General features: G+C 45.1%; 9 protein-coding genes and 1 pseudogene. 4 read left to right on the top strand and 6 right to left on the bottom strand.

Features of this window, described 5'->3' with window-relative positions:
* The coding region (locus A1232T_RS00855; protein ID WP_482822380.1) for a nuclease/transposase family protein at positions 1-438 on the bottom strand (438 nt) is incomplete at its 3' end.
* Positions 439-568: 130 nt separating this feature from the next.
* Here A1232T_RS00855 and A1232T_RS00850 point away from each other — a divergent pair.
* The 3 genes from A1232T_RS00850 (at position 569) to A1232T_RS00840 (ending at position 3,704) form a co-directional block, all read left to right on the top strand.
* Positions 569-1,375, top strand: a complete 807-nt coding sequence (locus tag A1232T_RS00850; protein ID WP_077447597.1) for a crotonase/enoyl-CoA hydratase family protein — start codon at positions 569-571, stop codon at positions 1,373-1,375.
* Positions 1,376-1,421: 46 nt separating this feature from the next.
* Positions 1,422-2,369 carry an AEC family transporter gene (locus tag A1232T_RS00845; RefSeq protein ID WP_077447596.1) on the top strand — a complete coding sequence of 316 codons (948 nt, stop codon included), beginning with the start codon at positions 1,422-1,424 and terminating at the stop codon, positions 2,367-2,369.
* 180 nt (positions 2,370-2,549) lie between these two features.
* Entirely contained in the window at positions 2,550-3,704 is a 1,155-nt protein-coding gene (locus A1232T_RS00840) for a MalY/PatB family protein (protein ID WP_077447595.1), read from the top strand.
* 115 nt (positions 3,705-3,819) lie between these two features.
* Here the strand turns inward: A1232T_RS00840 and A1232T_RS00835 are convergent, their stop codons facing one another.
* The 4 genes from A1232T_RS00835 to A1232T_RS00820 all read right to left on the bottom strand — a co-directional run bounded on the left by A1232T_RS00835 (position 3,820) and on the right by A1232T_RS00820 (position 11,209).
* Positions 3,820-5,763: a BCCT family transporter gene (locus A1232T_RS00835; RefSeq protein WP_244152324.1), complete on the bottom strand. Its 1,944-nt coding sequence runs from the start codon at positions 5,761-5,763 to the stop codon at positions 3,820-3,822.
* Between the two features lie 356 nt (positions 5,764-6,119).
* Complete coding sequence (locus A1232T_RS00830; protein ID WP_077447594.1) at positions 6,120-7,688, bottom strand: FGGY-family carbohydrate kinase; 1,569 nt, start codon at positions 7,686-7,688, stop codon at positions 6,120-6,122.
* Between the two features lie 102 nt (positions 7,689-7,790).
* Positions 7,791-9,422 carry a glycerol-3-phosphate dehydrogenase/oxidase gene (locus A1232T_RS00825; protein ID WP_077447593.1) on the bottom strand — a complete coding sequence of 544 codons (1,632 nt, stop codon included), beginning with the start codon at positions 9,420-9,422 and terminating at the stop codon, positions 7,791-7,793.
* Positions 9,423-9,469: 47 nt separating this feature from the next.
* Positions 9,470-11,209 carry an FAD-binding oxidoreductase gene (locus A1232T_RS00820; protein ID WP_077447592.1) on the bottom strand — a complete coding sequence of 580 codons (1,740 nt, stop codon included), beginning with the start codon at positions 11,207-11,209 and terminating at the stop codon, positions 9,470-9,472.
* Between the two features lie 289 nt (positions 11,210-11,498).
* Between A1232T_RS00820 and guaA the strand changes: the two genes are divergently transcribed.
* Positions 11,499-13,091, top strand: a complete 1,593-nt coding sequence (gene guaA / locus A1232T_RS00815) for a glutamine-hydrolyzing GMP synthase (RefSeq protein WP_077447591.1) — start codon at positions 11,499-11,501, stop codon at positions 13,089-13,091.
* A 47-nt stretch (positions 13,092-13,138) separates the two neighbouring features.
* On the opposite strand, the pseudogene A1232T_RS14205 reads toward guaA, so the two are convergent.
* Positions 13,139-13,349 (bottom strand): annotated as a pseudogene (locus A1232T_RS14205) (hypothetical protein); the annotation flags it as partial.

The raw sequence follows: 13,349 nt of genomic DNA, 5'->3' as shown, positions 1-13,349 counted from the left end.
GTAACTATCGAATACATCTATGATGAGCTTCTGACCTTTAGAAAGTGATAGCTGAATTGTTGATTTAAGTGCTTTTTTGCCTGTTTGTCTTGTGCTTAGGTATTTGATAGCCGATTTCTTAAAAGGTATCCAACCAAGTGATTTTCGTTTGGCATCAGGACGGTTGCTGCGCCAGTTAAGTTTGGCTTTTTTAAACTGTTTACGTGATTTAGCGTGAATCTCGTTAATGGCTTGTAAGGTTTGACTGTGTAATCCTAAATAATCACCGCTACCTTTGGTATACTCACTTAAATCATAAGCACTAAAAAACTTACCAGTACGTTTTAGATGCTCAAAGCACAGCGCATTGATATAGTTCCACACGAAGTTTACCGAACCGCTTAGCTGATTCAGCTCTTTTATGTGCTTGTCTTTAATGCGTAGTTTGAGGGTTTTCATGCCTTTAGTATGGCGAGGTTAATTTTAACTTACAACCTTTCAAGTGCTTTTCACGACAGTATATGTCGCTTTATATCCACCCCCTGAAGTGGGTGGTTTTACGGCGACTGGTGATAAAAGGACAATAATAATGACTAATGATACGCCCAATAAAACCTCTCCCAATCGCATCAGCTATGAAACTGATGGACATATTTGCTTAATCGGTCTAAATCGAGCGGATAAGCGCAACGCCTTTGACAGCCACATGATTCGTCAGCTTTCAGAGGCGCTTGGACGATATGAAGCGGACAGTGAGCTGCGCTGCGCGCTTATCTTTGCCCATGGTGATCATTTCACTGCAGGACTTGATTTGATGGAACTACAAGACAAGCTAGATAAAGGGGTGTTTGCGTTTGATTCTGCCCAAATAGACCCTTGGGGTATTAGCGGTAAACTGCGTACCAAGCCTGTGGTTGTCGCGGTACAGGGTACCTGTTTTACTGCAGGCATTGAGCTGATGCTCAACAGCGATGTGGTGGTGGCAAGTGAGGATTGTAATTTTGCCCAGATGGAAGTTCAGCGCGGTATTATGCCGTTTGGCGGAGCAACCGTTCGCTTTGTGAACGCGGCAGGGTGGCAAAAAGCCATGCCATACTTAATGACAGGCAAGCCTTTTGATGCAGCAACGGCGGATAAACTCGGTCTGGTCAGTGAGGTGGTACCCAAAGGTGAACAGTATACTCGTGCTTATCAGTTGGCAACAGAAATTAGTAAGGCAGCTCCCCTAGGCGTTCAAGCTCTATTGGCCTCAGCATTAGATGGCGCGCGCAATGGGGCAGACAGTGCACTGGGTAATATCCATAGTTTTTTACCGCCACTGTTTCACAGTGAGGATGCCAAAGAGGGCGTGATGTCTATGGTTGAGCGCCGAGAAGCACAGTTTAAAGGGCGTTAGTCTAAGCCATTACTTTTTATCCTGACAGCAAGCGGCAGGCTTATCTATGCTCGATATTATCAACATCACCGCGCCGATTTTTATCATTATCGCCTTGGGTTACTTGAGCGTACGCACTCGTATTATTGATCAGAGTCACGGCAAAGGCATGGGCATTTTGGTGATGTATATTGCTTTGCCTGCGCTTATATTTAATGCTATTGCAGCTATGCCCTTTCAGGAAGTTATCTCCCCGAGCTATCTGCTTATCTATGCCATAGGTTCAGTCTTGGCATTCGTGATAGGCATTATTCTAACCAAAGGGGTTTGGCGTCAGGACAATGTGTCAGCTGCGCTAAATTCTACGGCATTAGCATACGCAAACAGTGCTTTTATTGGTTTTGCTGTGTTGTCAGCGGTCATCGGCCCTACGAAGGCGGCCACTTATTTATCGATGGTGGTATTGATAGAGAGTTTTATTATGCTGCCGATGCTGTTTATCATGGCAGATATGAGCACCGACTCTAGTCAGTCTTTGGGCCAGTTGCTACTGGGTATCGCCAAAAACCTCACCCGTAACCCGCTGATTATTGCCATTGTTGTCAGCGTGAGTTTCTCAATTTTTAGCCTTCCTGTGCCCCAGATAGTCGCGCAAACCGCACACATGCTCACAGGGGTTGCCGCGCCTGTTGCGCTATTTGTTATTGGTATGAGCTTATATGGTCTAGAGTTAAAAGGCGATTTACCCAAAATCACTACCATTGGCTTAGGTAAGCTGATTGTGCATCCTCTAATGATGTTGCTTGCGATTATGCTTATCCCGAGTGCCTCAGTAGAAAGCAAATATGTGGCTCTGCTGTTTGCGTCGGCGCCTACCTTTTCGACCATTGCGATTATTGGCCAGCATTATGGTTTGGTTGATCGGGTATCGGCGATTGTGATTATCTCAACTATTGGCTCATTTTTTAGCATGAGTGCGGTGCTGATGTATTGGGGAATGGCGGTTGGGTTTTAGAGTGGTTTTTGAGAATAAATCTGCTGTCCTCTCGGTGATGTTTTATACTCTTTATTATCGTCATTAAATAAGGCTATCGTCGTTAAACAAGGCTAAATTTGAGCTGCTAGCCCTTTTTAACACACCTATTTTGACAAACTATCATAAAACATAAATTATCTAAGCTTTAGGAACCACACCATGCAATACAACTTTGACGAAGTTATAGACAGAAGTAACACGGGATCTATCAAATGGCATTATGAAGATGACACCATTCCACTGTGGGTGGCAGATATGGATTTTAAAGCCGCTCAGACTATTTTGGATAGTATTAACAAGGTTGTTGAGCATGGTGTGTTGGGTTATACCAAGCAGACTGACGCGCTGTATGATGCCATTATTAATTGGCACAGTAGCCGTTATGGTTTGACCTTAAGCAAAGAAAACATCCTGTTTTCACCGGGCGTTGTGCCCAGTATTTCGCTGATGCTTAATCTGTTTACTGAGGTCGGCGATGCGGTATTAATCAATGACCCGATTTATACCCCATTTGTCACCAAGACCAAGCTGAACGGCTGTAAGGTTATTAGCTCCGCATTAAAGGAAGTGAATGGACGTTATGAGTTTGATTTGGCTGATATCGAAGCCAAAATAAAAAAGCATAAAGTTAAAGTGTTCTTGCTGTGTAATCCGCACAATCCAGGCGGTCGAGTGTGGACCAAAGATGAGCTAAAAGCCATATTGAATGTCTGCAAAAAATACAACGTGGCGATAGTCAGCGATGAGATTCATCAAGACTTAACTTTAAGCGGTCATACCTTCACGCCATTTTTGACCTTAGCGGACGGTTATGAGCACATGGTCGTAAGCTTAACGTCTATGACCAAAACTTTTAATATTGCTGGCATCAAGGGCTCGATGATTTTTGCCAAAGACAAGGCGATAGTCAAACAAATCAGTAATCAGCAGCGCTTAAATGATGAGTACGAGCTGAATTTATTTGCCTACAAAGTCATGCAAAGTGCGTATGAACAGGGTGGGGAGTGGCTGGAGCAGGCGCTGTCTTATATTGAGAAAAATATTGATTTGACCATTGATTATTTAGCTACTCATTTACCCGATATTAAGGTGATGCGACCAGAAGCCTCTTATTTAATTTGGCTAGATTGCTCAGCCTATGGCGATGATGACAAAGTCTTGTATGATAAATTAAGAGCTGCCAGAGTGGAGTTGAATTCAGGGATTCAATATGGTCAAGAAGGGCATCTGAAAATGCGTATTAACGTGGCGTGTTCGGAGTCGGTTTTAAAAGAAGGGTTACAAAGAGTGAAGCAGGCTTTAGTAGACAGCTGATAGTCGTTGTTCACCCTCAAAGTTTGATAAAAAAAGAGGCTGGATTAAGGTATTAATCCAGCCTCTTTGCTTTAACTTCTGTCATTAATAACAGGCGTTCGTTTAAAAAAGCGTGTTATTTATCCAAATCTTGACGCTTTTCAGCCTCTAGTTTGTCAAGTTCATCTGAAGCCGCTTCGGCATCCGCTTCTTCCTCATCACGAATCATCTCTTCCCACTCTTCTTGCTGTGCTAACACAGACCCTTCTGGGGCTTCAGAAGTTTCACCTTCTTCCCAAGGAGCACTTTCAGCCAACTCTTCGATATGAATTGTTTTGAGGTAGTAGTCTGGCTGATAGTGAAGGTCGTAACGAGCCGCTTTGATTAAAGACAGCATCATCAACGATAAGATAATAATCAGCGGTGCACCAGCTACGATGGACGCGGTTTGTAGCGTTTGTAAATCGCCCAAGAACATCAAAATAGCGGGTAACAAACACAGGGTAAATGCCCAGAACAAACGGTTCCAGCGGTGTGGTTCATCATCGACCTCTTTTTGTACCACAGACGCTAAGATGTATGAGATAGAGTCAAATGTGGTTGCCGTGAAGATAATGGCTAGGAAAGTAAAGACCGCCACCACCAAGTACGACATCGGCAGACTATTTAGGATAGAGAAAATAGCCGCAGTTGCTGACTCATTGTTTAAGATATCAATCACATCAACGATACCTGTCATCTGTAAATACAGACCATAGTTACCTAAGATAATCATGAACATGGCACAGCCTAATGAGCCATAAAACATCGAGCCAACCACCATATTTTGAATGGTGCGACCACGAGAAATCTTAGCAATAAACAGACCGATAGTTGGTGCGAATACTAACCACCATGCCCAGTAGAATACCGTCCAATCTTGTGGGAAAGTGACGTTATCAAAGCCAAAGCCACCGAAGGCTTTGAATGGCTCAACGTAGGTCATCAGGCGCGGCATTTCAGTAATAGAACGACCGATGGCCTCAAGACCAGTGTTTAAGATAAACACGGTTGGACCCACAACTAAGATGAATAGCAGTAGAGCAACGGCTAAGTAGAAGTTGATGTTAGACAGTTTTTGAATACCGCCTTTTAGGCCCTGATAGGCACTATAAGCGAAAATCAAGGTAGTCACTAACAACACCACCAGCTGCATGGTGATGTTACGCGGTAGGCCAAATAGGTTGTACAAACCTTCGTTAATCAAAGGTGAGGCCAGACCCAGCGTGGTAGCACCACCACCAACCATACCAAATACAAACAGCACGTCTAGCATTTTTGCCCAGTTACTGCCGGCTAATTTTTCGCCCAATAAAGGCATTAGCGTCTGACTCACTTTGAGCACTGGCGTTTGACGCACATAGTAGAAATAGGCAATCGGCACCGCAGGCACTAGATAAATAGCCCACGCCACAGGACCCCAGTGGAAAATACCATAGGTGGTTGCCCAGCGGATGGCATCAGGTGTGCCGCCTTCAATACCAAATGGCGGGCTTTGGTAATAATAAGCCCACTCAATCAAGCCCCAATATAGAATACTGGCGCCAATACCCCCACAGAACAGCATTGCTGCCCATGAAGAGTCTTTAAATTCGGGCGTGTCTTCGGGGCGACCAAGTTTGATCTTACCGATATCAGAGAAGATGATGTAAATAACGAACATCATCGCCAACACACCAAACGCTAAGTAGGCAACACCAAAGTTGGTGGTCACAAAGTCACGTGCCATTCCGACCCAAGCTTTCCCTTTTTCAGGATAGAAAATGAGCGGAATACAAATGCCTAGAAGAATCGCAAGCACCATACCAAAGGTGAACTTATCGATACGAGTATCTGGCTCGTGATCAGGACGGCGCTGTGAAATTTGCATACCGGCATTAAACGTACCTAAACGTGGCGGTCTGCTGTGTTTTGAGTTGGTTCTAATAAAATCAGGTAAATATTCTTTTGAGACTTGTTCAGAATAGCCTGCTGAACGGTTATTATTTTTGACATCACGTTCTGTGTTGTCACTACTGTCCTTACTACTGGAGTTAGTCATATTGCTTCTCCTAAATTAGTATTTCGTATTCTAGCTTTAAATAAAACTTAATAGGTGGCGTTATATTACCACAAACCGTTAAATTTATAGGAGTGCGTGAGCGTCAGACTAACTATGAGGTCAGTGCAAGGATAGATGATCTACTTTAGTAAGCTTATCTACTATTTAGACCCGCGGTTTCGCATAAAGGTTAATAAGTAAAAAAGTACAGTAGTAATCAGGCTAAGTATGGCTATATAAGAAAGGTCTTGTCCTAGCTTTAATAGGATATTTAGCAAATAGTTTAAAATGAAAACGATGATAAAAAAGACAACTAAACTGGTGATTTTCATAAGCGGAATCTTATCGTAAAGGGTTTATTTTTTTGGATAGCCAGTAATATCTTGAATGCTATGATACAGCGGCTGCAGGCGATCATACATTTTAAGGTAAACCTCATTGTATAAGCGTTTATACAGATCAACGTTGGCTGCAATAGGCAGGAACTTGTCGCCCAAATGGGTCATGGCTTTTGAGGCAGAGTCATGGTCAGGATAGATCCCAAGCCCCACGGCACAGTTTATGGCTGCCCCCAATCCAGACGCTTCATAAGTATGTGGGCGATAGGCGGGCATGGCAAATATATCTGCTGTCAGCTGCATCGCTGCGTCACTTTGCGAACCCCCTCCCGAGACTCGCAGGTGCTTGATCCGTTTACCCGTCCGTTTTTCAATGGTATCAAAACCTAGCTTTAGCTCATATGCTAAGCCTTCTAAGATAGCTCGATAGACGTGGGCTCGGGTATGCACATCACCAAAGCCAATCAATGCGCCTTTGCCTTCAAGGCCGGGGTGACGAACACCTGGCGACCAATACGGCTGTAACATCAGGCCCATGCAGCCTGCAGGGATATCTTTCACGGCTTGGTCTAATAAGTGTTCAGTATCAATACCTTGAGTTTTTGCCAACTGTTTTTCATAATGAGCAAACTGTTCTTTAAACCAGCTGACCATCCAAAATCCGCGATAAATCATATATTCATGGTTATAGTATTTTGGGACGGCCGCGGTGTAGGCTGGGATGTGTTTTAGTACTTCGATATAGTTTGGCGAGGTGGTGCTGACCGTAGCGGTGGTACCAAAGCTTAAGCAGGCGGTATCCGCATCAAGACCTGCAGAGCCCAATGACTCACAAGCTTTATCACTGGCGGCGGCTATCATGGGTGTGCCTTCAATAATACCAGTAGCTGCGGCTGCTTTGGCGGAGATATGGCCTAGCTTTTGACCTGGTGGTACCAGCTTTGGCATTTGGTCAAGTCGACAGTTAAACAAACGCCATTTTATGTTGTTAGGTTTTAGCCATTGCTGAGCTTTATAGTCATAAGGCAAGTAGCCCAGCGCATGACCGGATGAGTCGACCAATTCATCGGTCAGCTTGTAGGTAAGGTAGGCCGATAGATTTACATAATGGGCGGTTTTGGCCCAAATTTCAGGTTCATGATGCGCCAACCAGTTACAGCGTGCTTTTTGCTGTGCCTCTTTGACCAACTGATTCATTCCCGCAATTTTGGTAATCGGGGTGAGTATGCCTAAATCATTGGCTTCTCCCTGTCTCATGTCCATCCAAACAATGGCAGGGCGTAGAGGTTCTTTATCTTTATCCAGACAAATCATGGTGTAGCGCTGGGTAGTCAAACTAACCCCAGCAATTTGTGACGGCTTAATATCACAAAGTTGCCACAGCTGCTGGCAGGCCTCGCTAAGCTTTTGCCAATAATAGTCGGCATGCTGCTCGGCAAAGTTAGCTTGTGTTGAGAAATAAGGCTCGATAGGAACGCGCGCTTTAGCAATTTCGGTGCCAAATTGGTCAAATATTAACGCTCTGACGCTTTGAGTGCCGTTGTCGATGGCTAATAAATAAATTGGGGTGTCGTTTTTTGGGCTCATAACGGTATGCTCAATCCTTTGAGAAGGTGTTCCTTTAAAACCACTGTTTTGCCACGATGCGCTAAGTTTCTAGCGTTAAATTGTGTGGGTTAAGCTCTATAGCTAAGCAGGCGGTAAATGGTAATAGGTTTGCCATAATTGCTGGTAACGCTCTAACTCTTGTAGCCACTGTTGCTCATCCCAGCCCAGCTCCTGCTGACATATCTGCTTAAATTGACTCGTCAAAGGCTCACTTATTGCCCCTTGAGGCAAGATGAGTCCCAAGCGGGTACGACGCAGCAGTAAGTCATCTAAATGAATAACTTGCTCATAGCGAGCCGCATAACGGACCTCTGCCCATAAAGTGGGCGTATCTGCGACATAGCTTAACGGCGGCTCTTCGATTAAAGCCAACAGCTTATCAAGCTGGCGACCATAAAAACCAGGAAGACGTAGCTTTAGGGGGTCAGGCAACTTGTTAAATTGCTCACTGTTTGGTGTGAAGCTAGTAAATACAGGTTCCTCTTTACTAACCGTATCGTCAATCGGTAGCACTTGTTGGCAAAGCTTTAAGACATCGAGTGCAATTAAGCGAAACGTGGTCAATTTACCCCCACTGACGGTGACTAGATTGTTATCTAACCACAGACTGTGATCGCGTTTTTCTTTACTCGGGCTGACTCGTTTGCCATCGCCTCCTTCAGAAATCAGAGGTCGCACACCTGCCCAAGTACTAATCACATCTTCTGTGGTCAGCTGAGTATGGTCAAATAAGCCGTTAATCGCTTGCAGTAGATAATCGACCTCTTCAGTGGTAATGCCCACTTCTTGCTCATCAAGAGCAGGGTGGTCTAGGTCTGTGGTGCCAATAACGGTGCGATTCTCCCAAGGGAAAACGAATAAGGCTCTTTTGTCCACAGGATGTAGCAAGGTATAAGCCTGATCAATCGGTAAACGCTCTTGGCTAACCACCAAATGGCTGCCGCGAGAAGGGCGGATTTGGCTGTGAAAATCAGCTTGAGCTTGGTCCATGGCTTGCAGTCGTAAATCATCAGCCCAAGCCCCAGTGGCACTTACCACAACTTTGGCAGGCACATCGTAACGCTGAGTACGCTCAGGATCTGTGGTATCTACTACTGTGGCACCGATGACCAAACCTTGCTTATCCTTAAGCAAAGATTCTGCCTTCAGGTAATTAATCGCAGCGGCACCATCACTGATGGCTTCATCAAGGACACGCATGACCAAGCGTGAATCATCTGTGACCGCATCACTAAATTGGCTGGCCCCTAGTAGTTTGTCTTGCTTGATTCCAGGATTAAAGGCTAAAAAGGCTTCTTTTTTAAAGTATTGAAAGTAACGTTTGCCTGCTATTTTGTCATAAACTCTAAGCAGGGTATTGAAAATCCAAGGCGGGGGGAACTTGCCTTTATAATGAGGCATGATGTAATGCATCTCGTTGACCAAACCTTGCGCTTCATCGAGCATACGCTCACGTTCACGCACGCTAAGTAAGGTGGTTTTATAATCCCCCGAGGCAATATATCGCAGTCCCCCATGAACCATTTTGCTAGAGCGGCTAGAGGTGCCCCAAGCAAAGTCCTTTTGCTCGATTAATAGTACCTGTAACCCCCGGCGTGCTGCTTCGCGAGCAATGCCAGCCCCAGTAATACCACCCCCAACAATCAGTATATCCCAAGGTTCAGTGCGGGAGAGGGGAGATAGTGCTTGTTGGCGCTGCTTTGTTTGGTTCATAACCTGCTCATCCTAAGCCATTTATTATTGATGCCCTTGTTTGACGGTTAGTCGTCGAGTAAAGCCCCTGGGTTCATACGTTTTTCAGGGTCTAAGCTCTCAATCATGCTCGCAGTGGTTTTTAGGCCCAGCTCACCTTTTTCAGCAATTAGATAAGGAGCATGGTCACGGCCTACGCCATGTTGATGTGAAATGGTGGCTTTGCCATTGGCCACACTTGAGCTGGCAGCATGCTTGATTTTTTTCCAACGACCTAAGGTGCTGGCGTGATCTTTACCGGCTCTAAAGAAGTAAGTGGTATAAAGACTGGCCCCTTGTTTATAAACGTGCGAGATATGAGTAAAGGCCATGACTTGCTCACCTTGATGGGTGAGAGAGTTGTGAACGGCGGCTTCCATCTGTGCCATTTGCTCGTCAATATTGCTCCAATTGGTTGAGGTTTCAAAGGTATCGACCATGATGCCTTTTTCCCATAACGTGCCACGTAGATAGGGAAACTTAAAGCGACCATGTGCCCAGATAGACCCCATTAAATCGGCTATTTTGCCCCCAACACCGCCGTGTTTTTTTAACAGCTGCTTAAACTGAGACAGCGCCAGTTTGTTTTGCTCTTTCTCTCCGGTAACGCCGTAGGTTAGCATGACTTTTTCAGAGCCCAATCCTCTAGATCTTAGGTAGGCTGTGATGGCCAAAAACTGACTGCGGGTAGTCCCCAAATGGAGGTGGGCATCGGTCTCGGTGGCATTACTCAAACGCAGCATAGACAGTCGAATGTTGCCTTGTACCGCTTGTCTTAATACGGTTTGTCCAGCTTCCCAATTGGGTAAAAATACCACTTTAAAAATTTCTTGTTCAGGCTGAGGTTGGACACGCATTTTGACTTCAGTAAAAATACCGGCACGACCTTCAGTGCCCATCATCATTTCACGCAGATCGGGACCTGCAGAAGAGGCAGGAATATCTGGGATTTCAAGAACCCCTTGAGGGGTAACCAAAGTACCGCCAGCGAACATTTGCTCAATGCGGCCATAGCCTAAAGATTGCTGACCACTAGAGCGAGACGCAATCCAGCCACCTAAAGTAGATAGCTCCCAAGATTGAGGGAAATGGCCCAGGCGATAGCCTTGTTTGGCCAGTTGAGATTCTACTGCAGGGCCTTGAGTACCCGCCCCAAAGGTGGCGATTTGGCTTTGCTTATCTAAATCAATAAGCTGATTCATCTCACTCATAGCAATGGTTAAAATAGGACGTGAGTCTTCAGGCGGGTTGATATGGCCTGCCACTGAAGTACCGCCGCCATAAGGAATAACCACAAGATCGTGCTCATGGGCTAAGGCCAATAGTTTTTCGACATCTTCAGTAGTCTTGGGCAGAGCCACGCCATCTGGGAATACCCCAAAGTCGCCACTGTGCATGGCAATCCAATCCGGAAAGCTTTGACCGCGGGCGTGTCTGACTCGCACTTCACTATCTGTGGAGACGATTTCTAAATCCGTAAGGGCAGAGGGAAGTCTTGAGGGGGGAACCGTTTTTATAACCGATTCTAAAGTTACAGAGGACAGCTTTTTGGTTTTGCCAATATGAGATTTGATTAATTTTGCCCCATGAGGTGAGACTTCTTTATTGATATTAATGTTTCCCCAACCGTTCCAACGGGTTTGCTCTTTTGGGGTATTGCTCTCATTTGAAGCAGTTACTTCGAGGGGATCCGCTTTGGGCGTGTTAGAAGTATTAGAAGAGGTTGAAGCAGATAGGGCTTTACGAAAAAGTGCGGTGAGTTTACTCATGGGAATATAACCTGTCCATTTGTTATAGTTATGATGTGAATAATATATTACTAACTGTTTGGTATTAAATCGATTTAATAAACTATTTATTAATAGATAAAGATGAGGATATCGTTAATTAGGGTTAGGCTGAAATAATTACATTTTTTGCCGTTAATTAAAACCACAAATCCCCCTGACAGCCTAGATTCTTGTTAAAATAGCCAGATTAAATTTACAACAGTTTCTGACCTTAGGGTTAGATAGTAACCCTTAAATTTGACTGATACTTGCCCAATTGGACATCACTATGAGTAATAACACACCTGCCATCAAAGAAGACCGTATTTTAATCATCGATTACGGTTCACAGTACAGCCAGCTTATTGCCCGACGCGTGCGTGAAGCCGGTGTTTTCTGTGAGATGTATCCCTACGACATCGATACCAGTCGTATCGAAGAATTTGGTGCCAAAGGGGTTATTTTATCGGGTGGCCCTGAAAGTGTACATGATGAAAACAGCCCAAAAATTAACCAAGCGTTGTTTGACTTAAACGTCCCTATCTTAGGTATTTGCTACGGCATGCAAGCCATGGCCGATCACTTTGGCGGTAAAGTACAAGCCAGTGACGTGCAAGAGTTTGGCGCATCAACGATTGAAGTGACTGGCAGTAGTGTCTTGCTTGACGGTATTGCCGGCGAAAAAGAAAACCGTTTGGATGTGTGGATGAGCCACGGCGACAAAGTGGTTGAAGCCCCTGAAGGCTTTGATGTGATTGCCAGCACGCCAAGCTGCCCAATCGCAGTTATGGTCAATGAAGACAAAAAATACTACGGCCTACAGTTCCACCCAGAAGTAACGCATACTCTACAAGGCGACGTTTTATTATCACGCTTTGTGCATCAAGTGTGTGAGTGTGCCGGCAGCTGGACACCAGACAACATCATCGATATGCGTGTTGAGCAACTAAAACAGCAAATCGGTGACAAGCAAGTGCTATTAGGTCTGTCAGGCGGTGTGGACAGCTCTGTTGTAGCCGCTTTATTACACAAGGCGATTGGCGATCAGCTAACTTGTGTGTTCGTGGATAACGGTCTATTACGTTTGCACGAAGGTGATCAAGTGATGCAAGTATTCGCTGAAAACATGGGTGTAAAAGTAATCCGTGTTGATGCCGAAGATCGCTTCCTAACGGCTCTTGCGGGCGAAGCTGATCCAGAAGCTAAGCGTAAGATCATTGGTAAAACTTTCATCGACGTATTCGCTGATGCGGCACGTGATGTAAGCCAAGGCAGTGACGGCAAGCCTGTTGAGTTCTTAGCGCAAGGTACGATTTATCCTGACGTGATCGAATCAGCTAAGTCGCACCAAGGTAAAGCACACGTGATTAAGAGCCACCATAACGTGGGCGGTCTGCCAGATGACTTACAGTTTGAATTGGTTGAGCCATTACGTGACTTGTTCAAAGACGAAGTCCGTAAACTAGGTATCGCCTTAGGCTTACCGCACAAAATGATTTACCGTCATCCGTTCCCAGGCCCAGGTCTAGGCGTACGTATCTTGGGTGAAGTGAAAAAAGAATATGCTGACATTCTACGTCAAGCAGATGCTATCTTCATGCAAGAGCTTGAGCGTTCTGGTTGGTACGAAAAAACGGCTCAAGCCTTTGCGGTGTTCACTCCAGTGAAATCTGTGGGCGTGGTTGGTGATGGCCGCCGTTATGCGTGGGTTATCGCGCTACGTGCCGTTGAAACCATCGACTTTATGACTGCCCGTTTTGCTCACCTACCATACGAGCTAATCGAAACGGTCAGTAACCGCATCATGAACGAAATCGCTGAAGTATCGCGTGTGACCTATGATGTGTCGAGCAAGCCGCCGGCTACTATTGAGTGGGAATAATTTTAACTGAGAAGTTATATCTTTAACTAAAAAAGCACCCTATTGGGTTAATGCCAGTCAGTTAAGGCTGACTGGTATTTTTTTTTGGGATATTTTTGTGGTTTACCCTTAACCACCCTCGGGCAAGATCGCTTTCTACGTTCAGGAATAACAAACAATTTTCCTTCCTCTAAAACTGCATCTAACAACTTAGGGAAGAGTCCTGCAGCCTGTAAAGGCGCAAACCGTAACAGATCAACAATCGTAATAGACGCCATA

Source organism: Psychrobacter pasteurii (assembly GCF_900162815.1).
In the GTDB taxonomy this organism is placed as follows: domain Bacteria; phylum Pseudomonadota; class Gammaproteobacteria; order Pseudomonadales; family Moraxellaceae; genus Psychrobacter; species Psychrobacter pasteurii.
The sequence above is the reverse complement of the archived record's forward strand: the minus strand, read 5'-3'. Positions and strand labels throughout refer to the sequence as shown.

Excerpts from the sequence above, each read along its gene's own strand:
- A1232T_RS00850 (WP_077447597.1), top strand. The coding sequence starts at position 569 with ATGACTAATGATACGCCCAATAAAACCTCTCCCAATCGCATCAGCTAT.
- A1232T_RS00845 (WP_077447596.1), top strand. The coding sequence starts at position 1,422 with ATGCTCGATATTATCAACATCACCGCGCCGATTTTTATCATTATCGCC.
- A1232T_RS00840 (WP_077447595.1), top strand. The coding sequence starts at position 2,550 with ATGCAATACAACTTTGACGAAGTTATAGACAGAAGTAACACGGGATCT.
- A1232T_RS00835 (WP_244152324.1), bottom strand. The coding sequence starts at position 5,763 with ATGACTAACTCCAGTAGTAAGGACAGTAGTGACAACACAGAACGTGAT.
- A1232T_RS00830 (WP_077447594.1), bottom strand. The coding sequence starts at position 7,688 with ATGAGCCCAAAAAACGACACCCCAATTTATTTATTAGCCATCGACAAC.
- A1232T_RS00825 (WP_077447593.1), bottom strand. The coding sequence starts at position 9,422 with ATGAACCAAACAAAGCAGCGCCAACAAGCACTATCTCCCCTCTCCCGC.
- A1232T_RS00820 (WP_077447592.1), bottom strand. The coding sequence starts at position 11,209 with ATGAGTAAACTCACCGCACTTTTTCGTAAAGCCCTATCTGCTTCAACC.
- guaA (WP_077447591.1), top strand. The coding sequence starts at position 11,499 with ATGAGTAATAACACACCTGCCATCAAAGAAGACCGTATTTTAATCATC.